Here is a 24,369-nt window from a genome sequence, read left to right as displayed (position 1 = left end):
AAAGCAATGGCAAAACCAGCAAACCCGCCGGACCGGCCGTCCGCCGGCGTCCAGGCGTCCGAACCGGTTGTCGCCGGTAAGGCTGCCAAAGCCGATAAAGCCGCCCAGTCCACGCCCACGCCGGTGGCCGCCCGGCGTCCCGGCCGCCCGGCGGGCAGCGCGCGCGGCGCGGAACAGCGCGTGCGGTTGCTGGATGCCGCGCTGGCGCTGTTCGCGCGGCAGGGTATCGTCGACACCACGCTCGGCGAGATTGCCCGCGAAGCCGGTTTTACGCCGGCGATGATGCATTACTACTTCAAGAGCCGCGACCAGTTGCTCGACGTGCTGATCGACGAGCGTTTCGGGCCGTTGCGCGCGGCGCTCGGCACGCCGTTCTTCGACCATCCCGACGATCCGGTGACAGCGATTACGCAGCTCGCGCAGCGAATGGTGCAGGTGGCCGAGGAGCATCCGTGGTTCGCGTCGCTGTGGGTGCGCGAGGTCATCAGCGACGGCGGTTTGCTGCGTCAGCGCATGCACGAACGCTTTGGCAACGTGCATCAGAAGGCGTCGCTGGCCTGCATCGAACGCTGGCAGAAAGAAGGGCGGCTGAATCCGGGGCTGGAGCCGTCGCTCGTATTCGTCACGTTGCTCGGCCTGACGGTCTTGCCGCTCGCCACGTCCAAGCTATGGCGCAACGATCCGATGCGCGCCACGGTGGGCGGCGCGGAGATCGCGCGGCATGCGGTGGCCTTGCTCGTGCAGGGTATCGGGCCGAATGCGCCGGTTTGAGGTGCATTGAGCCGTTTTGAGTCGAGATAAGCCGAGGTAAGCGGCCTTTGGTCGGCGGTATTCGGCTTTTTGCGTTTTCTTGTCAGGCTCCGGCGTCGAAAAATTAATCAGGGTTCCGAAATTATTGCGGCCTGCTTTCGTCTGTTCAATTTCCGTTTTTCAAAGCGTTAACGCTGTTCCATCCTTCAGACAAACCGACCCCTCGTTCGTCACGCTCCGTGCCGCGTTTTCAGGCGCCTAGAGCCGCGATGCGCCGCGCGGCACGCAACGTGCTACAACTGGGGAGAATGTGAAGTCCGCGCAGGCTGCCGGGTGATGTGCAGCGTGGCGCGGACGCCGCAGAAAAATAGCAATACAGGAACGATGGATGCCGGTTGGCGACATGCGCACGATGTTTGGCGCGGACCGCTGCGGCGAATCGGATGTCGGCAGCGGCGAGTCAGGCCAGAATGGTTCGAGGCAAATGGCGTCGCAAGCCGGTTTTTTCACTGGCGTGCAATTTTGGCGCGTTACGGTGCGCACGAGCAGAACGAAGACCATGTCTTACAATTGCGGTCTTCGTGCAACTCGAAGCACGAATTCGAGTCGGAACCATGAACAGCAATATTGCAGCCGCGCAGATCGGCGGCACACTGAAGAGCGACACTCTGGCCACGTCGGAAGGCCTAACCGGTTTGATAGAGCAACAACAGAAAATGAACGGAGCATTGAGACTCGATCAGGCCACGATCGTGCTCGTCGAAGACGACCTGGATAGCCGGGAATCCCTCACCTTATTACTCGAAGCCGAAGGGGCGCATGTCGTCGCGGTGGCGGATGCCGAAGAGGGCGTCGAAGCGGCCTTGCGACTCCTGCCCGACGCCGTGGTATGCGACCTCGAGCTGCCCGCCATGGACGGCTTCTATCTGATCCAGCGCTTGCGTGACCACGAGATTCGCGGCGATCACCGTCCCTGTGTGGCGGTGGCGCTCACCGGTCACACCGATGACGCGTATCGCCTGCGCAGCATCGGCGAAGGCTTCCAGCATTTCATGACCAAGCCCGCGCTACCGGAAGACCTCGTCACCTTGCTGCACGACGCGATCGATTCCCGCGCTGCAGGTTGAGCGGGCGGTTTCGCTGGACGATGAGGTGATGGCGCAGTCCACGTGACTCGTGGCGGCGCTTCGCTGCTCCAGCGAGAAAGTGGTAGAGCGGACGCTTATGCGCTTCCCGCTCTCGAGCTTTTTACTTCGCCGCTGCCGCCGCGCCGGCCTTGGTCGTCGAGGCCGGCGTCGCATTCGCCTCTGCCGCCTGACAGTTCGCGCACAAACCCTTCAACTCGATTTCGTCGCTGGCGAGACGGTAGCCCGCGTCTTCGATCTGCGCGACGAGCGCCTGCCGCAGTTTGGGCTGATGCAATTCGGTGACGTTGCCGCATTGCTGACACACCACCAGTATGCCGTGCTGACATTGCGTCAGATCGTGACACACGGTAAATGCATTGATCGACTCGATCCGATGCACGAGCCCGGCCGACAACAGAAAATCCAGCGCGCGATACACGGTGGGCGGCGCGGAGCCCGGGTGAATCTGGCGCATGTCGTCCAGCAGCGAATAAGCCTTGGTGGCGCGGCCGGAATTCAGCAGCAGTTCCAGCACCTTGCGTCGAATCGGCGTGAGCTTCTCGCCCCGCTCGCGGCAATACTCTTCGGCGAGCGCCAGCGCGGTTTCCTGCGATTCGCCGTGCGTATGCTCGTGACCCGGCCCATGCTCGTGCGCCGATTCATGCGCCGACTCGTGCGCGTGCGCGGACGCGGCCGGCGGCGTGCCGGTAACGGCGGCATTGGCAACGGCAGTCGCGCCGGACCTGGCGACGGGTTTGGCTACGGGCTTGGCTATCTTCATGCGTCTGATTATAAAGGGCATCGCGTCTCGCCGTGCCGGCCTGACAGCGCGTTGCAAGGTCGGCACGGGTGGCAACGCGAGACGAGACGCTGTTCGCTTCTAGTCGAGCTTGACGGCGAAGCCGCGCTGCACGCCGGGCCGCGCGAACAGCGTGTCGTACCAGCGTCGCACGTTCGGATAGGTTGCCAGATCCACGTGGTGCCGCTCGTGACGCCACGCCCAGCCGAGAATCGCGAAATCGGCCACCGACAACTCACCCGCCACGAACTCCGTCTGCGCGAGCCGCCGGTCGAGCACGCCATACAGCCGCCGCGTCTCGTCCGAATAGCGCTTCAGACCGTAGGCGCGGTCGGTTTCGGATTCCAGCGCCGCAAAGTGATGCACCTGACCGGGCATCGGCCCGAAGCCGCCCATCTGCCACATCAGCCATTCGAGGACGGGAACCCGCTCGCGTAGCGTCCTGGGCAGGAACTGGCCGGTTTTTTCCGCGAGGTAAAGCAGTATCGCGCCCGACTCGAACACGCTGATCGGCTGGCCGTCCGGACCGTCGGTATCGACGATCGCGGGGATGCGGTTGTTCGGGCTGATCTGCAAAAAATCCGGCTCGAACTGTTCGCGACGTCCGATGTTGACGGGCCGGACCGTGTAAGGCAGGCCCATTTCCTCGAGCGCGACGCTGACCTTGCGCCCGTTCGGCGTGCCCCATGCGTAAAGCGTGATGGTCATGTGAAAGTGGCTATTGGCGTATGACGAAGGATGTGACCCAGCATGTGACGCAGGCTCAGGTGAGCGGGAAGTCAATGTACTTCTTGAAGCCTGAGCGCGTGGCGATGCGCGAATACCAGCGCTCCAGATTCGGCAGCGGCGGACGCTCCACGCCTTCCAGGCCGAACCAGCGTTTGGCGTAGGCGCCGATCACGATGTCGGCGAGCGTGAACTTGTCGCTTTCCAGGAAGAAGCGGCCTTGCAGGTGATTGTCGACCAGGCGCCACAGCGCGGTAACGGCGTCGAAATCTTTCGCGAGTTTCGTCATGTCGCGTTCGGCGGCCGGCGTGCGCACGAGGGTCCAGAACACGGGACGTTCGGCGGGCTGCAATGTGGACAGCGTCCAGTCGAGCCAGCGGTCGATGCTCGCGCGCAGTTTCGGTTCCGGCGGGTAGAGCGGGCTCGCTTCACCGTATTGCAGCACCAGATAGCGCAGGATCGAGTTGGACTCCCACAGCACGAAGCCGTCGTCCACCAGGGTCGGGATCTTGCCCGTCGGATTCATGGCGAGATAGTCGGGCTCGTTGTTGCGCCCGAAATGCAGGCCGGCATCGATGCGGTCGTACGGCAGCACCAGCTCGTCGCAGCACCACAAGACCTTTTGAACGTTGACCGAGTTGGCGCGTCCCCAGATCGTAATCATCCGGTAAATCCCTTTCTGTTTCGTTGGCAAGCCGCGCCCAGCGCGCGGCGTTCAGCCAGTAACGATACACGCATGCGCGAGAAATTGCGCGGCGCCGGTGGCGGGCGGGCGGATCGCAGGCGTGTAAAACGGCGCTGCGGCGAGGCGAACCCGCGCGCCGCCGTGACACGCGCGTTGCGTACAATGTGCGCACCCGAATACGACGAGGCACCGCATGGCCCGCATTGTCCCCGACGACTGGAAGAGCCTCGCCGCCACCGGCGCGGCGGCACGCGAACGCGAAACGCTCGCCCTGCTCGAAACAACGCTTCCCGACGATTACACCGTCTATCACGGTGTGCACTGGACGCGCCTGAACCAGAGTTTCTCGGTGTTCGGCGAGGCCGATTTCGTGGTGGTGAGTCCGGCGGGGCGCCTGATGATCGTCGAGCAGAAAACCGGCTTTCTGCGCGAAACGCCGAAAGGCCTCGTCAAGGTCTATCTGCAAACGGAGCGCAATGTGGCCATTGCGCTCGCGCACACGGTCGAAGGTTTGCACCGGCGCTTCACGGCCGCTTTCGGCGCCGGCACGTATTGCATCGAAGAACTGCTGTATTGCCCGGACCATATCGTCAAGGACGCGGCCATTGCCGGCGTGAATCCCGCGCGCATCGTCGACGCCACGCGCCGGGGACGTCTGGCGGAGATCATCCGCGAAGCCTTGCCCGCCGACGAACCGCGTCTCGCGAGCGCGTCGAAGATCCACCATTTTCTCGCCGACGAACTCTCGCTCACGCCCGACGCCAGCGCGCTGGTCGGTCAGGCCGGCACGCTCGTCACGCGGCTGGCGGGTGGTCTTGCCACGTGGGCGCGGCGGCTCGAATTTTCGCCGTTCCGCTTGCGCGTGATCGGCACCGCGGGCTCGGGCAAGACGCAACTGGCGGTGCAGGTCATGAAAGACGCGGTGGCGCGCGGGCAGCGTCCGCTGTACGTGTGCTTCAACCGGCCATTGGCCGATCACATCGCACGCGTTGCGCCGCCCGAAGCGAAGGTCGCGAATTACCATCAGCTGTGCGACTGGATTGCACGCGACGCGGGCCGTGAGCCGGACTTTCAGGCTGGCGGCGTGTTCGAACAGCTAGAAAAGAACTTCGCCGAAACACCGATCGACGCGCGCTGGCAATTCGACGTCCTGATCGTCGACGAAGGCCAGGACTTCCAGCAGCCGTGGGTTGCCGCGCTGGAGCGCCTCGTGCGGCCCGGCGGCGCGTGGTGGTGGCTGGAAGATCCGCTGCAGAACCTGTATATGCGCGAACCGGTCTCGCTGACCGGCTGGACCACGCTGAAAGAAACCACCAACTACCGCAGTCCGCGCGACATTCTCGATTATGTGCGCGACGTGGTGGGCGGCGCGGTGCCGGTGGCGGCGTCGCTCGCTTCGGGCAGTCCGTTCGACGGCTCCGCCATCGCGCTATCCGTCTACGACGAAGCGAACGCCGCGCAAAGCAGCATCGACGCGACCAAGCGCGCCATCACGCAGGCGTTGTCGCTCGGCTTTCGCAAGCAGGATATCGTCGTGCTCTCGTTCCGCGGCCGCGAGGGCTCGGCGATGACCACGCAGGAACATCTCGGCCCGCATCGGCTGCGCAGTTTCACGGGCAAATACGATCTGTTCGGCAACCCGGAATATCGCGAAGGCGACGTGCTGTTCGAGTCGATTTATCGCTTCAAGGGGCAGGCCGCGCCGTGCGTGATCCTGACGGAAGTCGATTTCGATACCTTCGACGAACGTATTGCGCGCAAGCTGTTCGTCGGCGCAACGCGTGCCACGATGAAGCTGATCGTCGTGGCGTCGCAGCGCGCGGCGCGGCATCTGCATCTGCGTGACGGCGAAGCGAAGGAAAGCCGGGAAGCAAAAATGGCCTGACGTCGCGTTTCGGGTGGTGTGTGCCGGATCAGGGCGCCGTGCTTTAGCCGATTACCTCACGCCCACGCTCGCGCGCTCACCAGCCGCCCCGTTTGCGTGCGGGCGTCCCACCAGATCACGCGCAGCAACGGCGCATGTTGCGCGATCAGCAAGGCCTGCACCGGATCGCTTTCCACGAAATGCGTGACGCCGCCTCGCAACGCGGCGTCGGCCTTGTGCGCGGCGGCGTCGGCGGTGCTCTCGTCGTGCGTGTCGGGTGCGCGCATCACCAGTTGCAGATGGCCGAAGCCGTGACGTTCGAGCCAGTTCCGTGTGCGCGCACGGTCCGCTTCGGGCCGGCCCGTGATGATCGTGCGAACCTTTTTCAAATCGATGTCCGGCAGCACCTCGAACGGCAGCAGCGCATCGCGCTCGGCGAGCGCCGCGGCGAGATCTTCGTCGTAACGGGCAAGCGGCACGTCGGGCAGCAGAATGCCGTCGAGGTCGATCGCGTAGGTCGCGTATTCGTGATCGTCGGCCATCGCGGACGCGTCGCCTGTTTCGACGCGTGCCCAGTCGTCACGATAGCCTTGCGTATGCGCCTGGCGTTCCCATGGAAAGAGCGCGAAGTAGCCGCGCGCGTCGATGGCGTAATCGGGTTGCGTGCGGCTCAGGTCGTCGACCGCGCCGGTCAGCGTTTTCACGTCGAGGCCGCGTTCGCGCAGAAATGTGATGCAGTCGGTGAGCGTGTGGCCGCGCCCCGCGATGTCCTCGCACAGCAGCACGGTCGAACCCGCCGGCGGCACCGGCAGCGTCGAGTCCCACGTGACGGCGCGGCTTTGCCGGTCGTAGCGCAGAAACGCGACCGGCGCGCCGATGGCGTGCGAGACCATCAGGGCCAGCGGCGCGCCGCCGCGCAGAATGCCGATCGACATCGTGAAGCGTTGCGCCAGCAAGGTGGGTTGCAGCGATTCGATCCAGTGGTCCAGCTGTTCGTAAGTCAGGGGCAAAACCGGCTTGTTCATGACTCGTGTGACGTCGCGTTGCTTGCGTGAGAGGACGTTCGCGGGGCTGTTCCGCGCTTGTTCCGATGATGCAGAGCGGCGCCCGGCGTGATGCGGCGCCGACCCTCCGTTTTTGAGACAAAGATTTTTGGCGATATTATGCATGCGGTTCAAGGATCGCGCGCGCCGGGGCGACGCGCGCGTGAGGCGTACATAAAGCAGGAACGGCGGCAATGACGCGTGAGCATGCCGTGTGATGCCGTCCGCAGAAAACCGATGATGGAATAAGAAAGCCGATGATCGACGAGACCAGCAACATCGACGCGTGCAATGCGCGCGCAACAGGGATCGAGCAAAAGCTCGCGCACGTCTTCAGGAACGCAAGCCGGGCGATGAGCCTGCTGCTCGCATTTGTGGCGCTGACGGCGCTCGCAGCACTGGGCGCCACGAGCGCGCGTGCGCAAAGCCAGACCCAGATGCAACCGCAAGCGCAGTCACAGCCGGCGTTGACGCTCGATGTGAAAGGCAAGATCGGCAAGACCACGGACGCCGCGCACACCGTCTACCATTTCAACGAGGCGCAGCTGCTCGCGTTGCCCACGCATTCGATTACCACCTCGACCACCTGGACGCCGCGCTCCACCTTCACAGGACCGTTGCTGGCGGATATCCTGAAGACTGTCGGCGCGCGCGGCAACGAGGTCGAGATCCATACGCTCGACGATTACACCTATACCGTGCCCGTCTCCGACTGCGATCGCTATGGCGTGATCGTGGCCTACAGCATGAACGGCCGGCGCCTGAAGATCAGCGACTTCGGGCCGCTGTTTCTCATCTATCCGCGCGACGCGTTCCCTGACGAACTCAGCGGCGCGTCGAGCGATTCGAAATTCGTATGGCAGATCAAGGCCCTCATCGTCAAATAGCGCGCCATCCGTGGCGTCGCGCGTTGTACGTGCTGATCTGGCTGACGGCGCTCGCCGCGCCGGTCGGGGCGATCGGCTATCTGCTCTACGCCAACCTGCTCAATCCACGTGCGACCGGCGAGTTGACCGGCACCTACGACGGCTTTTACTGGGACGCCGCGCAGTTGCAGATTGCCTACGCGCGTTTCGAGAACCAGCTGCTGCTGTATCAGTCCGGTGTGGACGACGACTACCCGCGTCTCACCTTGCGTTTCCAGTTGCTGCAATCGAAGCTGAACGTCATGGCCGGTTCGACGCGCCGCCTGACCACGCAGATCGCACTGCTGCAACGCCAGATCGACGAGATCGATACGCTGAATCATCTGCTCGGCGACGTGGAGCCCGAAGTCGGCGCCTTGCCGGCCAATCCGCGCCGCGCCGCGCAGATCGTCGCGCAATTGCGCCAGCACTGGAACGAGGTCAACGATCTGGCGCTGAGCCGCCGCCTGACCGACGTGGCCGATCGCGAAGCCATGAACCGCGACTTCATCGATAAGCGCCGCATGCTGTTCGCCGGTGGTCTGATGCTGCTGCTACTGTCCGCGGCCGCGACCACGCTGCTGGTGTTCAACGGCCGGCGCCGCACGCGTCTGATGCGTCAGCAGCACGCCGCGCTGGAAGCCGAGCATCAGGCGAGCCGCGCGGCGCGCGAGGCAAGTCTCGCCAAGGACGCGTTTCTCGGCATGATCAGCCACGAATTGCGCACGCCATTGCACGCCATCGTGTCGTCGATCGAACTGCTGGGTTTCAACTTTCAGTCCGAGGCCGACCGCAAGGTGATCCAGCGGCTCGACACCGCCGCGCGGCATCTCGAAGCGCAAATGAAGGACCTCACCGACTACGCGCGCCTTGGCGCCGGCAAGCTCGAATTGCGCCACGAACAGTTCGAGCCGCGCGATCTGCTCGCCTCGATCGTGGACGAACACGCCATGTCGGCGGCGGCGCGCGGCCTGGCACTGGAGAGCGAGGTCAGCGGCGTGAGCGGTCCGGTCGAGTCGGACCCGCATCGCATCCGCCAGATCGTCAATAACCTCGTGACCAACGCGATCCGCTACACCGAAACCGGCACCGTGCGGGTGGCGTTGCGGCAGGAGCCGGCGCTGCTGGTGTTCGTCGTCAGCGATACCGGGCCCGGTGTGCCGCGCGGACAGATTCCGCTGATCTTCCAGGAGTTCACGCAACTGGATTCGTCGCGCACGCGACGCTTTGAGGGCGCGGGCATGGGCCTCGCCATCGTGCAGGGACTCGTCAAGCTGTTCGGCGGCACGGTCGACGTCGCGAGCAAGGTGGGCGAGGGCACCACGTTTACGGTGACCATTCCGGTGGCCGCCGTCGCGGTCGCGGCGACGCCGGATGTCGCGGTGCGGGCCGGCGCGGGTGACGTGCGCCCCAGCGTGCTGATCGTCGACGACAATCCGCTGATGCGCGAGTCGCTCGGCGAAATGGTCGCGCACATGGAGTTCGATGCGCACGCAGTCTCCAACGCCGACGACGCGCTCGCCTGGCTCGACACGCGGCGTTGCGACGTGGTGCTGCTCGATCTGCACATGCCCGAGCGCGACGGCTACGCGTTTCTCGCGGACTTCGCCGCGCGTCGCGGTCCATCGGCAGGTGTGCCGGTGATCGTGGTCAGCGCTTATGCGCCCGAGGCGGGCGCGGAGGGAATGGCCGGAGCCGGAGAAGAGGATCGCGCACCGCCGTTCTTCGAGGCGCTTCTGAAGCCGGTGCATTACGAGGACTTGCGCCATGCGCTGCAGCGCGCGCTGGCTTCGCGGCACATGGCGTGACGCGCCATGCCGGATCAGGCGAAGTGCAGAAACGGTGGGCATCGGACCGAGCACGCACCTTTTCATGCAGCCTGAAGATTTTGCCGGCTTGCTCAATGCAGGCTCGGCAGGCTCGGCAGGGTTGGCGCTTACGGCCGGTTCAGCCGTTTGGACAGATCGGCGACCAGAATCGCCATGCGCGCGGGCTTTTCGTAGCACGCGACGTCGTAATTGCGGATCACCTGGCTGATTTCCGACTCGCTGGCCTTGCCGGTGAGCAACTCGCCGGTGAGCACGAAAATCGGCGCATCCGGATTCTCCGACGCGCGCACCGCGCGGATCGCCGCCGCCGAGGTTTGCGAGCCGAATAGCCAGTCGATCACCACGCCGTCGAACACCTGGCTTTGCAACTGCTCCGCGAAGGCCGCGAGGCCGTAGATCGCCACCGCGGCAAAACCGCTGCGCTCCAGATAGTCGCGCAGGTTGTCGGCCGAGGCCTGATCGTCGTCGACCACCGCAATGGTCGGTTTGTCGGTTTCGGGGCGACGCGGATAAATTTCGATCTTATGGACTTCGTAAGCGCTCTGATACAGCGCGCCGTCGTGACGCGCCACGCGCCATTGGCCGAGTTTCGAATACGCCACGAATTCCGGACGGCTGCCCGGTTCGAGCGCCGCGCCGACCCAGGCCGTGCAGGGCAACTCGAGCGCGCCGACGCTGAACACGGCTTCCTGGGCGATCGCGCCGACCATGCCCGGATCGAGCGACTGCGCGCCGAACAGCTGCGCGGCCGGCTCGCCGAACACTTCGGCAACCTTTTTGATCTGCGAGAGAGTCCAGGGACTATTGCCGCGCAGCTTGCGGTGCCCCTGCGAAAAACTGAGGTCGAGGATGCGGCACAGCTCGGTGGTTTGCTGGCGTTTGCCGATGCCGTGCCGGCTCATCAACTCGCGCACGCGCTCGGCGACTGCGATGGAGTCGGGTGAGTTCGTTTCGTTCGCCATACTGCGTGAAAATCCGCCTCTTGAAGATGCTGGTGGGGCCGCGATACGGTGTGCGGCAACGCCGCCGCGCCCGTCCGCCGGGCACGGACGGCGGCTGCGGGGGACAGCCAATGTACCGTAAAACCTATCGCGGTCTGTATTTTTATGTGACCGCTTCCAAGCCCGCCGGTGCAAGGAAAATGCAGGCTATCGAAGCGGTGAATCAACCTTTGTCGCACAATTTGTATGCATTTTGCATCGGGTCTATTTTACCGATTAATTCCCAGTTAGCTGTAAGAAATATATCAGGCGGGCTGAGGCAGCCGATACTCTTTGACTCGTGCATTGCCGCCATTCGCGCCGCCTTTTCGGGCGGGGCGGGGGCGAGGTGGTGCTCACAGCGGCGGCATCTTCTCGAGCCTGGCCGCCGAGCTTTGCAGTCCTGCGAAAATCCGCTCGGCCACCCTGGCGGGAAAGCGCTCGGGCAGTTCGGACGAGACCTGCGCAATGACCGACGGCGTGCGCTCGATGAGCCGCTGGATCAGCGGTTCGGCGTCCGCGCCGTGGGAGCACTTGAGCGCCATCGCGTTGAAGTGGCGACGCTGGACGTCGCGGAACGCATCGTGTTTGCTGCGCGACCACATGCCCATGGCCAGCTTCGCCTTGAACCACGACCACTGGTTCGGGCCGTTGCCTTCCACCGGCCAGATCGACATCACGTCGTACAGCGGCGTAAGGCGGTACTGACCACCGGCGAGCAGGCGAATGCTGAAGTTTTTGGCGTGGCCGTCGGGTGCCGCGAGCATCCAGAACAGGATCTGGCTCGCCAGCAGCGTTTCGATGTCTTCACGCGCCGCCACCGACTGCTGAAGAATCCGCGCGAGATCGACCACACCCGGGCCGCCTTCGTTTTCGTATTTGCGATGCGAGGGCACGCCGTAGACCTGGCAAAAGTCTTCCTGCGGCAGGCGCAGCCACCATTGCCCGCTCGAATGCAATTGCCGGTCGAAGCGCGCTACGCTCAACACGCGTGCCTTGCCGAACGTGAGCATTTCGGACTCGGCGACCGGCAGCCCATAAGCGCGCAGAATTCGCAGACACAGCCATTCGTTTTCGACCGACGTGCTGAGGTCGGCCAGCCGGTTGCCGACCAGCCCGAGTGGCAACTTGAGGATGTGCGTGGTGGGCGTGGCGCCGTGCGGCCGATGCCACTTGCCGTCGTGCCACAGGAGCGCGGTTTTCTCCTGCGCGCCGGCGAGCGAAATGCGGAAGTTGTCCGCATCGAGGTCCGTCTGATCGCGCGCCCCGAGCGCCGACGAGCCCGCTGTGCGCGCCAGCATGGCTTCGATCTCGCTCTCTGACACAGGCGTACCGTCGATCCGGTCTACGCCATCGGGCGTCTCGTCTTCCGCGAGGAGTTGCACGGCGCCGACGCAATCGCGACCGATGGCTTGCAGAAGGTCGAACGCCTCGAGCGTGTCCGTTCGATAGCGCTGGGCAATGCGTTTTCTGATTGCTTCGCTGTCCGGCAACAGGTTGTCGAAATAATTGAGCACCCGCGACCCTTTGTGCGCCATGTTGCTCGGCGTGAACGGCAGCGAGAGCGAGAGCGGACGAGCGGCCGGCGAGCCAAGCCACGCGGGATCGTACGAGAATTCCATTGGCCCGCGCGTGGGTGTGCGCCAGACGCCGATGCGTTCGCCGTTGGCCCATACCGACAACGCCCGCGAGTGAGTAAGTCGGCCCATGCTCACCACTCGACTGAAGGTGCCGGCGGCGCGGCGACCGGCTGATGTTTGTCGAGCACGTGCAATTGCAGCCTGTATATGCCGCAGAGCGCGAGTAGTTGCGCGAGCGTGAGCGCAGAGGCGTCGGTCTCGAGCGCCGAGATGCGGCTTTGGCTGATCCCGAGGCGCGCGGCGGCTTCCGCCTGGGTGAAGCCCGCCTGGCGCCGCCCGGCCGTCAGGAGTTGAGCCATCTGGTCTGGTGTCGCGACGAGGTGGAGCATGATAAATATCCGTGAGACGAATAAAATCACTTTATTCGTGTGGCGAATATTTGTCAAATATGCGTGAGACGAATAAAAGCCAAATATCTGTCTGGCGAATAAACGCCAAATATTCGTGTAACGAATATTTGTACTGAAACTCGCCGCGCCACACCTTCCACCGGCCCAGCATTGCGGTGCGCCGGCCCGCCTGCGAAGATGACGGCCACGCTTAAAACCCGTCCGTCCAAAGAGCCGATGACCACGACTTACCCGCTGCACGCAAGCTTCACCTCCGCCGATCAGGTCTTCCCCCGCCACGCCGATGTCGTGATTGCCGGCGCCGGCATCATGGGCTGCGCGGCGGCCTACTATCTCGCCCGCCGCGGTCTCTCGGTGGTCGTGCTCGACAAGTCGCGCATCGCCGGCCAGCAGTCGTCGCGCGCCTGGGGTTTCGTGCGTCAGCAGGGGCGCGAGGCCGCCGAAGTGCCGCTGATGATGGCGGGCATCGGCCTGTGGAAAGAGCTGGAGCGCGAGCTGAACTTCGATCTGGAATGGCGCCAGGGCGGCTGCCTTTACGTGGCGTCCAAAGAAGAAGACTGGGCGTCGTTCCAGCAATGGATGGACGTCGCGCGCCAGCACGGGCTCGACACGCGCACGCTCGATCGCCGGCAGATCGACACCGTGGTGACCGGCATGCAAGGTCCGGCGCTCGGCGGCCTCTACACGCCGAGCGACGGTCAGGCCGAACCTCGTCGCGCCGCCGCCGCGTTTGCTGCGCGGGCAGCGGAAGCCGGCGCGCTGTTTTTCGAAGGCTGCGGCGTGGTGGGCGTGGAGCGGGCGGGCGGTGCGATTGCCGGCGTCGTCACCGAGCGCGGCAGCATTCGCACGTCGCGCTTCATTTGCGCGGCCGGCGCAAGCAGCTGGCGTTTGCTGAAAACGCTCGGGCTGGAGTTGCCGCAACAGGCGGTACGCGGCACCTGCATGCGCACCAACGCGCTGCCGCGCATCACGGCCTCGACCTTCTGGGGACACGGCCTCGGCGTGCGGCAACGCGCCAACGGCACGATCAATCTCGCCGACGACATGCAGGTCGACGTCGACATGACGCTCGGTCATTTCCGCGCACTCAAATGGTTTCTGCCGGAATTGTGGGCGCAGCGCGAGAAGTTCAGCTTTCATCTGAACGGCGCCTGTCTGGGCGATCTGCGTGCGCGTCTGCCGGGCGGCGTGTCGCAGGCGGAGCGCGTGCTGCATCCGCGCGACCCGCATCCGCAGCCAAACGTAAGCCACGCGCCGCGCGCGTTGAAGAAGCTGCGCGCGCTCTTTCCCGCGTTGAAGGATGCGCAGGTGGTCGAATCGTGGGCCGGTCTGATCGACGTGTTGCCCGACGGCATTCCGGTGATCGACGCGCCGGCACAGGTCAGCGGTCTGACCATCGCCACCGGCTTTTGCGGCCACGGTTTCGCGATGGGACCGATCGTCGGCAAGCTGCTCGCCGAGCTGAACGATGGCGGCACACCGTCGCTCGATCTCTCCGCGTTCCGGCTGCAGCGTTTCTTCGACGGCACGATGCAGCGGCCGCGCAGCATGCTCTGACGCATGCGCGCAGCTTCCCGTCCCGAGTCAGCTTTCACGCAATCCATGAGCGAACCGATCTTGCGCCACGCCGACGTGCCGTACTACACGCAATGGGGCAGTCCCGACTGGGTGCGCCCGATCGTCGAGGAGCGGCGCGATCCGTGCGACGATCCCGCGTGGCAGCGCAGCGGCTTTACCGATCCCGAGCGCTATCGCTTCTGGGCCAAACGCCTGTGCGGACTCACTTGCCTCGAGTCCGTGCTGGACTACTGGCGCATCGCTCACGCGTCGCGCGCGGCCTTGCTCGACGAAGCGTTGCAGCACGGTGTCTACCGGCTGCGCGAGGACGGCGGCGTCGACGGCCTGATTTATCGGCCGTTCGCGCAGTGGGTCGGCGCGGCCTTCGGTATCGACGTCGACGTTCTGCCGCAGGCGACGCTTGAAGAACTCGCGACGCGTATCGACCACGACACGTTCGTCATCGCCTCGGTGAGTCCGGAGATCCGCTATCCGGATCGTCCCAACGAGCGCCGTGGCGGTCATCTGGTGCTGCTGCACGGGCGCGATCGGGAAGGCGTATGGTTTCACAATCCGTCGGGTATCGCGCCGCATCAGGCGGATGCGTATCTGCCGCTCGCCACCATGGCGCGCTTTTACGCGGGACGCGGCATGGTCCTTACGCGGACGGCGCGCTGACGGGCCGCGCGCCGGTGAAGGCCGACGCGCTGATCGGGCCCGTTTTCTGCTGGGTGCTGTGCTGTCATACCGACCTTAGCGATACGGGAATCGAACATGAAACAGACATACTTCCTGCTTGCCGCCAGCGTCATCACGCTCGGCGCGCTCAATTCGTTCAGCTCGGCGAACGCGGCCACCGAGGACGAACAGGCGCACGCCTGCCGCGGCGACGCGATGCATTTCTGTTCCGCGGAGATTCCGAACAAGGAAAAAATCAAGGCGTGCATGAAGCAGCACATGGACGAGTTGAGTCCGGGCTGCCGCGCGATGTTCAAGGACGGCAAGAAGGGCGACGCGAAAAGCAATTCGCAATGAGCGGCGGGGCGTCGCGCGGCTGACTTGCCCAGTGCAGGGTTTATCGACAGTTGGCGGTGCGCCTGTTTTGACGCAAGGCGCAGTTGTGGCACGCTTGCGTCATCGGGTCTGAAGAATCTGCCGAGGTTCGGCAGGAATCCGCAGACCCGCCGTGCGTGACTCATCAACGATAAACCTCGCCAGGAGTTGAACGAAACGCCTATGACGCCGCTTACGACCCCGCTTACGACGCCGCCCACCGTCCGCCCGACCACGCCTGTTTTCGACGCCGCCGCCACCGCGCGTCTGATTCCGTACGCAACGCTGGTCGACGCGCTGCGACGCGCGAGCGTCGACTACGCGGAGCAGCGCATCGTCAGTCCCGAACGACTTGTCGTGCCGCTCAACGCAGGCGGCATCATGCTGTCGATGCCGGCCACCGCGCCCGATCTGGCGATCCACAAGCTGGTCAACGTGTGCGCGAGCAACGGCGCGCGCGATCTGCCGACGATCCACGGTCAGGTCATGGCGTTCGACGCCGACACGGGCGAGACGCTGTTCATCCTCGACGGACCGACGGTCACGGGACGCCGCACGGCGGCGATGTCGATGTTGGGCGTCAGCACTTTCAGCACGTTCGCCGGCGCCGCGCCGCGCGAATTCCTGCTGATCGGCACCGGAACACAGGCCGCCAATCATCTGGAAGCGATCGGCGAGTTGTATCCCGAGGCGCGCGTCTGGGTGAAGGGGCGCACGCCCGCGCGGGCGGAAGCGTTCTGCGCCGCGCATCGCGGCAAGCTGGCCGGCTTGCGTCCGCTGATGGCTGAGGCCGCGAGCGTGCCCGACGCGGTCGACGTGGTGATCGCGCTCACCACCAGCCGGCAGGCGGTCTACGACGAGCCTGCGCGGGCCGGACGCCTCGTCATCGGCGTCGGCGCGTTCACGCCGCACATGGTCGAAATCGGCACGCAGACGCTCGCGGGCAGTGCGCTTTTCGTCGACGACGAAGCGGGCGCGAAGCACGAAGCCGGCGACTTCATTCAGGCCGGCGTGGACTGGTCGCAGGTTCGCGGCATTGCCGCGGTGCTAAAACAGACGGCCGCGTTGCCTGACGGCCAGCCGGTGGTGTTCAAAAGCGTCGGTTGCGCCGCATGGGATCTCGCAGCGTGCCGCGTCGCGCGGGAAGCGTTGTCGGCCGGCTGATTTCGCCCGTGCCGTCAGACGGCCGGAATGGCCCGCGGGAGCGCGGCGGCAAGGGCCGCGCGCGGGCCGGGTTGGCATATTGCGCCAACCTGAGGCACATGTTGCCGTGCAAACAATCTCAAAACGTTGCACCATAGGCGTTTGCCAGAAAAAAGTGCCGTTCATCCGGCACCGATACTGGCTTCCGCCCCAGGCTCTCCGCCTGTTCATCACGACGCTGCGACCGCGCTATGACGACCCAACACGCATCTGCCACTCCCGACCTGCCGCTCGACATGATCATTTTCGGCGGCACCGGCGACCTGTCGTTCCGCAAATTGCTGCCGGCGCTTTACATGGCGCATCTGCACTGCAATCTGCCGCCGGACACCCGCATTCTCACGATTGGCCGCAAGCCGTGGTCGCGTGAGGAGTACATCAACGAATTCATGGAGTTGAAGGCCAAGCCCTTCATCGAAAAGAAGGCGTTCGACGCCGCCGCCTGGGACAAATTCCTTGCGCTGTTCGAGTACGTGCGGATGGACGTCGACTCGGTGGAAGACTATCAGCGTCTGAAGGAAGTCTCGCGCCCCGACGTGCGCCGCGTGTTCTATCTGGCGACCTCGCCGGACCTGTTCACCAACATCTGCGAGAACCTCTCGGCCGCCGGTCTGGTGGACGGCAATTCGCGTGTCGTGCTGGAAAAGCCGCTCGGTCACGATCTGGCTTCCGCGCAGGAAATCAACACGCAGGTCGGCAAGCATTTCAGCGAAGCGCAGATCTACCGCATCGACCACTACCTCGGCAAGGAAACGGTGCAGAACCTGATGGTGCTGCGCTTCGGCAATCCGATTTTCGGACCGCTGTGGCAGGCTCCGTACATCAAGAGCGTGCAGATCACGGTCGCGGAAACCGTCGGCGTGGGCACGCGCGCGGGTTTCTACGACAAGACTGGCGCCTTGCGCGACATGGTGCAGAACCACCTGCTGCAACTGCTGTGCATCGTCGCCATGGAACCGCCGGTTTCGCTCGATCCGGATGCGGTGCGCGATGAAAAGCTGAAGGTGCTGCGCTCGCTGCGTCCCATGACACCCGAAGATATCGTGCGCGACACCGTGCGCGGTCAGTACACGGCAGGCGCGGTGAGCGGCGAGGCCGTCAAGGGCTACCTCGAAGAAGAGAACGTGCCGGCCAACAGCCGCGCGGAAACCTTCGTCGCACTGCGCGCGCATATCAACAACTGGCGCTGGGCGCACGTGCCGTTCTTCCTGCGCACCGGCAAGCGCATGCAGAAGAAAGTGTCGGAGATCGTGATCGAGTTTTCCGATCTGCCGTTCTCGATCATTCCGAGCGGTGGACGCAATTACGGCAACCGTCTCGTGATCCAGTTGCAGCCGGAAGAGTCGATCCAGTTGCAGGTGCTCGCCAAGGAACCGGGCAGCGGCATGCACATGTTGCCGGTGAATCTGAACCTCGACCTGCAGCAGGCCTTCACGGAGCGTCGCGCGGAAGCTTACGAGCGTCTGCTGATCGACGTGATTCGCGGACGCCTCACGCACTTCATGCGCCGCGACGAACTCGAAGCGGCGTGGGCGTGGGCCGAGCCGATTCTGGAAGGCTGGGCCAAGTCGGGCGACAAGCCGCGCGGCTATTCCGCGGGCACGTTCGGACCGGCGGCATCCACGGCACTGATGGCGCGTGAAAACGCGGTGTGGGCCGAAGAGTCGCAGTGATCCGCGGGCGTCGACAAGCCGCTTCGCCATGAAAAAAGCCCGCGTTTTCGCGGGCTTTTTTACTTTTTGCAACTGGTTGCTCTGCGTCGCGCGGCGTTTTCGCGCGGCGTTTTTCTCTGCGCCGAAGCTGGGCGCGATTACGGCAACGAGATGGTCAACGTGGCGGATTGCGGGCCGAGTTTGACCACCTGCGAATACGGCGCGAGCGTGCGCAAGGTTTGATCGCGCAGATACGTGTTCAGCCCGAGGAAGGCCAGCAGTCCAACCAGCGCGAACACTGCGCCGATCGACCACAGCGGCACCTCGCGTTTCAGACGGTGCGCGACCTGATCGGGCAGCGGCCAGTGCGGCGCGAACGGTGCCCGTTTGCCTTTCAGATGCGCGATTTCGTCGCCGATACGAGCCGTGAGATACGCGAGCTTTTCCGGTCCTTCGAGCAGATACTTGCCCTGAAAACCGAGCAGCAGGCACATGTGAAACACCTCCAGCGACTGCAGGCGCGCCGCGCCCTGCGCACGGCATTCCTCCAGATACTGAAAGAACTTTTCGCCCGCCAGCTGTTCGCCGAACAGCACTAGTTGCAGCGGACGGCGCTCCCATTCGCCGCGTATCCGGAACGTGGACGACAACACCGATTCGTCGATGGCCGCGCAGAACGCAAACTTGGACGCGTACACGTCTTCCGCCGACGCATTCAGCTTTTTCGCGCCGCGTTCGAAGTCGCCGAGAAACTGCTGGATACGCTGACTGAATTCCTGCGCGTCGCCGGGCTCGCGGCCGTTCTTCAGCAGGAACAGCATGAAAAAGCCGTCGTACAGCAGATCGAGCAGCGAGCGGACCTGATAGCTCGGCTCGACCATCGGTGCGGGTGCTGCGGCAGGCGTGCTGCCGCCAAACAGGGAAGGCGCGTAGCTCATGATGTGACGGCGATCAGTTCGAGTTGAAGATCGTTGATGCCCGACGGCGCGTAAATCATGGCCGACTGGGCCTGCAACATGCGCTCGTACAGCGCGCCACGCGCTTCGCACGAGAAGTAGCACGCGCCGGGTCGCACCGGAATGGCGGGCGGCACCTGCGGCGTGTAGACGAGGCGCACGCCCGGCATGGCCGAGAGCACCAGTTTGTCGACGTCGTCCGGCGCGCCGACCTTGAAGCGCGCGGGCACCGCTTCGACCAGTTCCGCCGTGGGCATGTCGGCCGACACGGCGATGTAGAACAGCGTTTTGTCGTCGATCTTGCCGGAGTCGAGACGACCCGCGTGGAACGACGGCCGCACTTCTTCGAGCGAGATCGCGAAGTAGCGCGTGGAGATGACGGTTTCGAGCAGATCGCGCAGGATCGTGTCGAGGCGCGCGAAACCCGGACCCGGATCGTCGTGCCGGTAGGCCGGCAGATCGGAAAGCGCATAGCCCTTCGAAAAGGTCATCAACTGACCGGCCAGGCGCAGCAATTCCTGGAACAGCCGCTCCGGATGCAAGGCCGAATGCTGGTACAGATGCGCGAGCGCGGCGAACGCGGCGCTTGCCGTATGCAGCAGCCAGAACGAGGCGATGTCGCCCGAGCGGAACTCGATGATGTTCTTGGTCGGCTCGCGGTGAAAACCATAGAGCGCGTTGACTTTGGCCTGCAGGGCGTCGATCAGTTGACGCAGCCGCTGATGCAGGATTGCCGAAGCGTCGATGGCGAGGCAGGGCGGCACGAAGGTGTCGTCGAGTTCGAAACCGGAGGTGGCCGTGCGGCGCACGCGCACGAGCGGCACCGACAGCAGCTGGTCGCGCGGCTCGCTATGCGCGATGAGCTTGACGCTGGTTTTGAGGAACGTGATGTCGGCTTCGGCGGCGTCGGTGAAATGGTCGGCCACCGGCGTCTGCGCGCTCACGTAACGCGAGGCGAAATTCGCGTCGCTTTCCTGCGAGTAATTCGCGCCGGTTTCGCGCAGCGGATGCAGCGCGAGATAGAACGTGAACTCGTTGACGCCGTCGGGCAACGTATCGAGCGCGACCGGCGGCGGCAGGTCGTCTGCCTGCGGCGCGGAATAGAGTGCGCCGTCGGGAAACACCAGCGAAAGCTCGCTCACGCGCAGCACGTTGCTGCCGAGCGCATCGCGGTCTATGCGTACCGAGCGCACGCCCCAGTTGTACGGCTGGATCGCCTGGATCGATTCGAACAGGCGCGCCTCGTGATAGGCGTCCTGACGCTGAAAATGCTGCGGCCTCAGAAACAGGCCTTCCCCCCAGAGCACTTTTGCGGAATAACTCATCTCAAACCTGTTATATGCGTTCAGCGTGTGGCATGCCCGGAATAAAACGATTCAGGGCGCCGCATTGTTAATTCTTTAAATATTGTTAAATCGTATCTGGTGCGCATCTTTAGCCGCAACTCACCGTGGAAAGCATATTCAGCGGTTGCGCCGGCAATCCCTGTTCGGGCGGGATCACCGTGCCGTTGGTCACCGTCATTGCACAGTTATGCAGGCCAATCATTATGCCGGATTTCTCCGACTTCGCCGGATCGAAAGCAAATTTCCAGCGTTGCATTGCCGGATCGCGGAATAGGGCGACAATACCGAATGCCTGCGCTTCACGCGAGACTTTTTCGGTAACAACGTAACGTTGACCAGGGATCAGCGTGACTTCGCGCACACCCAGCAAATCCCCGCCGAGTATGGTTTTCTCCTTCGCCGGATCGGTAAATGAATCGAATGGCGCCTGCTGGAATGAAGTGGGGTCTTTCAGCACATAAAGCCGCACCACCAGTGCCAATGGACGTTTGTCATTGGCGGCATTCAGATTCGGCGCGGCATATAAGGTGAGCCCGACATTGAGCGGCGGCTTTTGCGCATCCGGCAGATCGGGTTTGCCGAGCCCGGTTGCCTGCAAAGCCGCGTTGGCCGCCGCGCCCAGCATGGGCACGGCGGCCGCGCAGCCGCCCAGAGCCGCGCAGACAGCTGCACCGCTAATCAATAGCGATGCATAACGAATAATGTGCCCGTTCATATACACCGATCGGCTCGACGCCGTCCCCCGTCAATACGCCCATAACGAATTCAAGGCAGCAAACCCGCGTTAAAGCTTTAGCAACGTAACGCCACAGGCTGCCGCTTAATGCAAACCGCATTGCATTGCCGCTACTGATCAATGCTTTACGGCACATATGGAAAGTTTTTCCGTTTTTCTGATTGTCGCTAATAAAACAGGAAACAATTTCTACATGTTTCGTTTAAATGAACCGCATACATTTTTTTCGTGCAATGCTTCTTCACACGAAAGTTGAATTATCGAAAATTGGCCTGTACTATACCCGCGCAGTTCAGGCAAAGCAAAACTCCGGTTTCTCCACGAATTAAAAAAATCGCACGTCGGTGAAAAACGATGAATGAGCGTCTGTTAGTTAAACTATCTGGGGTTGTGTTGGCGTGCGGCGTGATTGCCGGATGCGCGACACAGAGTAACAATACAGTGGCTACGCCCGAGGCTTTTAATAAGCAACTCGCGGACGCCGATACCGTCGCCAAGGGCGGAGATCAGGATCGCGCAATCGCGCTTTATCAGCAGCTTTCCAAAACCGATCCGACGCGCGAAGAGCCGTGGTCGCGCATTGCGCAGATCCAGTTCACGCAGGGTCACTACGGTCAGGCTATCGTGGCCGCGCAGGAAGCGCTGCAGCGCGACCAGACCGACCGTCAGGCGAAGAGCGTGCTGGCGGTCGCCGGTTTGCGCGTCGCCACGCAATCGCTCGGCGAATTGCGTCAGGACGCCTCGCTCGCGGGCGACGCGAAGTCGGACGCCCAGGCGCTGGCCAAACAGTTGCGCGACACGCTAGGCGAAGCCACCTTGTTCCCGCCCGACCCGAGCGACAAACCCGCGCCCAAGAAAAAGCGCGTGGTTCGCCACGTCACGAAGGCCAAGCCCGCCGACGCACCGGAGGCCGCCGCGCCGGCCGCGCCGTCGCCAACGGCCGCTGCCCCGGCCGCTCCCGCAGCACCGGCCGCGCCTGCGCCCGCAGCGCCCGCCAAGGCCGCGCAAAGCGGTGGTGCGTCCGACCCGTTCAGTGCGCTGCGCTGAGCCAACGTGTAATCCACACGCCTGATCCATCTGCACCGGGAGCCGACCATGGCGAAAAAAGAAAGTATCCAGAAACGCTTGCAAAAAGTGCGGCCGCCGCGCGTTCAACTCACTTACGAAGTCGAACGCGGCGATGCGATCGAGGTCAAGGAGTTGCCGTTCGTGGTCGGCGTGGTGGCCGATCTGGCGGGGCAGTCCGAGGTGGAACAGCCGAAGCTGCGCGATCGCAAGTTCGTCAACATCGACCGCGACAACTTCGACGACGTGATGAAGGCGATCGAGCCGCGCGCGGCGTTTCAGGTCGAGAACCGGTTGAGCGAGGCGGGCGGCAAGTTCGCTGTGGATCTGCGGTTCAAGTCGATGGCCGACTTCAATCCGGACGAAGTGGTCGCGCAGATCGAACCGCTCGCGCGTCTGCTCGAAGCGCGTTCCAAGCTCGCGGATCTGCGCAACAAGCTCGCCGGCAACGACAAGCTCGAAGACCTGCTGAGCGAAGTGCTCAACAACACGCAGCAGTTGCAAACGCTGGCAAAAGACCAGGGCGCCACTGACCAGCACGGCGGCTCGCCGGATCACGACAAGCAGGGCGAATAAGCACGGGGTGTGAGATGAACCAGCAAACGGCAGCAGCCCACCTTGCCATCGCGCAAGAAGGTACGCAATCCACGCTGCTCGACGAGATCGTCGAGAAGAGCCGCGTGGCGAAGTCCGATTCCGAACATGCGCGCGCGAAAGACCTGATCGGCGAACTCGTGCATCAGGTGCTCGACGGCACGGTGGTGGTGTCCGACAACCTGTCGGCCACGATCGACGCACGCGTGGCCGAACTCGACCGCCTGATCTCCGCGCAACTTAGCGCGGTGATGCACGCACCCGAATTCCAGCGCATGGAAAGCACGTGGCGCGGTCTGGATTACCTGTGCAAGGAAAGCAATACGGGCGCCACGGTCAAGATCAAGGCGCTGCACGCGCCCAAGCGCGACCTGGTGCGCGACTTCAAGACCGCGATCGAATTCGACCAGAGCGCGCTCTTCAAGAAGGTCTACGAAGAAGAGTTCGGCACGTTCGGCGGCTCGCCGTTCGGCACGATCATCGGTGACTTCGAAGTGACGCGTCAGCCCGAAGACGTGTACTTCATCGAACAGATGTCGCACGTGGCCGCGGCCGCGCACGCGCCGTTCATCGCGTCGGCCTCGCCGGAACTGCTGGGCCTCGAAAGTTTCGCCGATCTCGGCAAGCCGCGCGATCTGGGCAAAGTGTTCGACACCGTCGAATACGCGAAGTGGAAGTCGTTCCGCGACGCGGAAGATTCGCGCTATGTCGGCCTGACCTTGCCGCGTTTTCTGGGCCGTCTGCCGTTCAATCCGAAAGACGGCGCCACGGCGGAGGGCTTCAATTTCGTCGAAGACGTGGACGGCACCGATCACAGCAAGTACCTGTGGTGTAACGCGGCCTGGGCTTTTGCCGCCCGCCTGACCGCCGCATTCGACGACTTCGGCTGGTGCGCCGCGATTCGCGGCGTGGAAGGCGGTGGGCTGGTCGAAGATCTGCCCACGCACACCTTCAAGACCGACGACGGCGAAGTGGCGCTCAAATGCCCGACCGAAATCGCCATCACCGACCGCCGCGAAAAAGAACTCAGCGACCTCGGTTTCATTCCGCTCGTGCACTGCAAGAACTCGGACTACGCCGCGTTCTTCGCCGCGCAGTCGGTGCAGAAGCCCAAGAAATACAGCACCGACAGCGCGAATGCGAACGCCGTGCTGTCCGCGCAACTGCAGTACATCTTCTCGGTATCGCGCGTGGCGCACTACCTGAAGGCGATGATGCGCGACAAGATCGGCAGCTTCGCGTCGGCGCAGAACGTCGAAGTGTTCCTGAACCGCTGGATCTCGCAGTACGTGCTGCTGGACGACAACGCTACTCAGGAGCAGAAAGCGCAGTTTCCGCTGCGTGAGGCGTCCATCCAGGTGTCGGAGATTCCGGGCAAGCCGGGTGCGTACCGTTCGGTCGCTTTCCTGCGTCCGCACTTCCAGCTGGACGAACTGTCGATCTCTCTGCGGCTCGTCGCCGATCTGCCTAAGCCGGCCAATTCCTGATACTAGTCAGAAAAGCCCGCGC

Annotated in this window: 23 protein-coding genes; 13 read left to right on the top strand and 10 right to left on the bottom strand. The window is 63.7% G+C overall.

Going from position 1 to position 24,369, the window contains the following annotated elements; genetic code table 11:
* The first annotated feature begins 6 nt into the window (after positions 1-6).
* Both P3T18_RS33940 and P3T18_RS33935 read left to right on the top strand, forming a co-directional pair.
* Entirely contained in the window at positions 7-771 is a 765-nt protein-coding gene (locus tag P3T18_RS33940; RefSeq protein WP_429304354.1) for a TetR/AcrR family transcriptional regulator, read from the top strand.
* A gap of 593 nt (positions 772-1,364) precedes the next feature.
* Positions 1,365-1,877: a response regulator gene (locus P3T18_RS33935; protein WP_429304353.1), complete on the top strand. Its 513-nt coding sequence runs from the start codon at positions 1,365-1,367 to the stop codon at positions 1,875-1,877.
* 121 nt (positions 1,878-1,998) lie between these two features.
* On the opposite strand, the gene P3T18_RS33930 is transcribed toward P3T18_RS33935, so the two are convergent.
* The 3 genes from P3T18_RS33930 to P3T18_RS33920 form a co-directional block, all read right to left on the bottom strand.
* A complete protein-coding gene (locus P3T18_RS33930) occupies positions 1,999-2,658 on the bottom strand; it encodes a Fur family transcriptional regulator (protein ID WP_429304352.1) in 660 nt (219 codons plus the stop codon).
* A gap of 99 nt (positions 2,659-2,757) precedes the next feature.
* The gene (locus P3T18_RS33925; RefSeq protein WP_429304351.1) at positions 2,758-3,384 is read right to left on the bottom strand and encodes a glutathione S-transferase family protein; all 627 of its coding nucleotides are present in this window, start codon (positions 3,382-3,384) and stop codon (positions 2,758-2,760) included.
* Between the two features lie 55 nt (positions 3,385-3,439).
* Positions 3,440-4,066 (bottom strand): glutathione S-transferase family protein, encoded by a 627-nt coding sequence (locus P3T18_RS33920; protein ID WP_429304350.1) that lies wholly within the window; start codon positions 4,064-4,066, stop codon positions 3,440-3,442.
* A 214-nt stretch (positions 4,067-4,280) separates the two neighbouring features.
* Here P3T18_RS33920 and P3T18_RS33915 point away from each other — a divergent pair, with 214 nt between their 5' ends.
* A complete protein-coding gene (locus P3T18_RS33915; RefSeq protein WP_429304349.1) occupies positions 4,281-5,972 on the top strand; it encodes an ATP-binding domain-containing protein in 1,692 nt (563 codons plus the stop codon).
* 56 nt (positions 5,973-6,028) lie between these two features.
* Here the strand turns inward: P3T18_RS33915 and P3T18_RS33910 are convergent, their stop codons facing one another.
* Positions 6,029-6,976: a phosphoribosyltransferase family protein gene (locus P3T18_RS33910; protein WP_429304348.1), complete on the bottom strand. Its 948-nt coding sequence runs from the start codon at positions 6,974-6,976 to the stop codon at positions 6,029-6,031.
* Positions 6,977-7,347: 371 nt separating this feature from the next.
* On the opposite strand from P3T18_RS33910, the gene P3T18_RS33905 reads away from it, so the two are divergent.
* Both P3T18_RS33905 and P3T18_RS33900 read left to right on the top strand, forming a co-directional pair.
* The gene (locus tag P3T18_RS33905) at positions 7,348-7,881 is read left to right on the top strand and encodes a molybdopterin-dependent oxidoreductase (RefSeq protein WP_429304453.1); all 534 of its coding nucleotides are present in this window, start codon (positions 7,348-7,350) and stop codon (positions 7,879-7,881) included.
* Positions 7,851-9,707, top strand: coding sequence for an ATP-binding response regulator (locus P3T18_RS33900; protein WP_429304347.1), 1,857 nt, complete (start codon positions 7,851-7,853; stop codon positions 9,705-9,707). The genes P3T18_RS33905 and P3T18_RS33900 overlap by 31 nt, the downstream gene beginning before the upstream one ends.
* A gap of 128 nt (positions 9,708-9,835) precedes the next feature.
* On the opposite strand, the gene P3T18_RS33895 is transcribed toward P3T18_RS33900, so the two are convergent.
* The 3 genes from P3T18_RS33895 to P3T18_RS33885 form a co-directional block, all read right to left on the bottom strand.
* Positions 9,836-10,690, bottom strand: coding sequence for a helix-turn-helix domain-containing protein (locus P3T18_RS33895; protein ID WP_429304346.1), 855 nt, complete (start codon positions 10,688-10,690; stop codon positions 9,836-9,838).
* 374 nt (positions 10,691-11,064) lie between these two features.
* Positions 11,065-12,417, bottom strand: a complete 1,353-nt coding sequence (locus tag P3T18_RS33890) for a type II toxin-antitoxin system HipA family toxin (RefSeq protein ID WP_429304345.1) — start codon at positions 12,415-12,417, stop codon at positions 11,065-11,067.
* A gap of 2 nt (positions 12,418-12,419) precedes the next feature.
* Complete coding sequence (locus tag P3T18_RS33885; RefSeq protein WP_429304344.1) at positions 12,420-12,677, bottom strand: helix-turn-helix domain-containing protein; 258 nt, start codon at positions 12,675-12,677, stop codon at positions 12,420-12,422.
* 237 nt (positions 12,678-12,914) lie between these two features.
* On the opposite strand from P3T18_RS33885, the gene P3T18_RS33880 reads away from it, so the two are divergent.
* The 5 genes from P3T18_RS33880 (at position 12,915) to zwf (ending at position 18,184) form a co-directional block, all read left to right on the top strand.
* Entirely contained in the window at positions 12,915-14,255 is a 1,341-nt protein-coding gene (locus P3T18_RS33880) for an NAD(P)/FAD-dependent oxidoreductase (protein ID WP_429304343.1), read from the top strand.
* Between the two features lie 45 nt (positions 14,256-14,300).
* Positions 14,301-14,933, top strand: a complete 633-nt coding sequence (locus tag P3T18_RS33875) for a C39 family peptidase (RefSeq protein ID WP_429304342.1) — start codon at positions 14,301-14,303, stop codon at positions 14,931-14,933.
* A gap of 96 nt (positions 14,934-15,029) precedes the next feature.
* Positions 15,030-15,290, top strand: coding sequence for a hypothetical protein (locus P3T18_RS33870; RefSeq protein ID WP_429304341.1), 261 nt, complete (start codon positions 15,030-15,032; stop codon positions 15,288-15,290).
* 201 nt (positions 15,291-15,491) lie between these two features.
* On the top strand, positions 15,492-16,472 hold the full coding sequence (gene lhpI, locus P3T18_RS33865) for a bifunctional Delta(1)-pyrroline-2-carboxylate/Delta(1)-piperideine-2-carboxylate reductase (RefSeq protein ID WP_429304340.1): 981 nt from the start codon (positions 15,492-15,494) through the stop codon (positions 16,470-16,472).
* A gap of 230 nt (positions 16,473-16,702) precedes the next feature.
* Positions 16,703-18,184, top strand: a complete 1,482-nt coding sequence (zwf, locus tag P3T18_RS33860) for a glucose-6-phosphate dehydrogenase (protein ID WP_429304339.1) — start codon at positions 16,703-16,705, stop codon at positions 18,182-18,184.
* A 137-nt stretch (positions 18,185-18,321) separates the two neighbouring features.
* Here the strand turns inward: zwf and P3T18_RS33855 are convergent, their stop codons facing one another.
* The 3 genes from P3T18_RS33855 to tssJ form a co-directional block, all read right to left on the bottom strand.
* A complete protein-coding gene (locus P3T18_RS33855; RefSeq protein WP_429304338.1) occupies positions 18,322-19,101 on the bottom strand; it encodes a DotU family type IV/VI secretion system protein in 780 nt (259 codons plus the stop codon).
* The gene (gene tssK / locus P3T18_RS33850; protein WP_429304337.1) at positions 19,098-20,444 is read right to left on the bottom strand and encodes a type VI secretion system baseplate subunit TssK; all 1,347 of its coding nucleotides are present in this window, start codon (positions 20,442-20,444) and stop codon (positions 19,098-19,100) included. The genes P3T18_RS33855 and tssK overlap by 4 nt, the downstream gene beginning before the upstream one ends.
* Before the next feature lie 109 nt (positions 20,445-20,553).
* Positions 20,554-21,180 (bottom strand): type VI secretion system lipoprotein TssJ, encoded by a 627-nt coding sequence (tssJ, locus tag P3T18_RS33845; protein WP_429304336.1) that lies wholly within the window; start codon positions 21,178-21,180, stop codon positions 20,554-20,556.
* Positions 21,181-21,555: 375 nt separating this feature from the next.
* Here tssJ and P3T18_RS33840 point away from each other — a divergent pair, with 375 nt between their 5' ends.
* The 3 genes from P3T18_RS33840 to tssC are packed head-to-tail and all read left to right on the top strand — an operon-like array spanning position 21,556 to position 24,347.
* Positions 21,556-22,248: a tetratricopeptide repeat protein gene (locus tag P3T18_RS33840; protein WP_429304335.1), complete on the top strand. Its 693-nt coding sequence runs from the start codon at positions 21,556-21,558 to the stop codon at positions 22,246-22,248.
* A gap of 48 nt (positions 22,249-22,296) precedes the next feature.
* Complete coding sequence (gene tssB, locus P3T18_RS33835) at positions 22,297-22,842, top strand: type VI secretion system contractile sheath small subunit (RefSeq protein WP_429304334.1); 546 nt, start codon at positions 22,297-22,299, stop codon at positions 22,840-22,842.
* 14 nt (positions 22,843-22,856) lie between these two features.
* Complete coding sequence (gene tssC, locus P3T18_RS33830) at positions 22,857-24,347, top strand: type VI secretion system contractile sheath large subunit (RefSeq protein ID WP_429304333.1); 1,491 nt, start codon at positions 22,857-22,859, stop codon at positions 24,345-24,347.
* Positions 24,348-24,369 lie beyond the last annotated feature (22 nt).

The organism is Paraburkholderia sp. GAS199, assembly GCF_050436585.1.
Lineage (GTDB): Bacteria > Pseudomonadota > Gammaproteobacteria > Burkholderiales > Burkholderiaceae > Paraburkholderia.
This window is presented reverse-complemented; position numbering and strand designations above follow the sequence as displayed.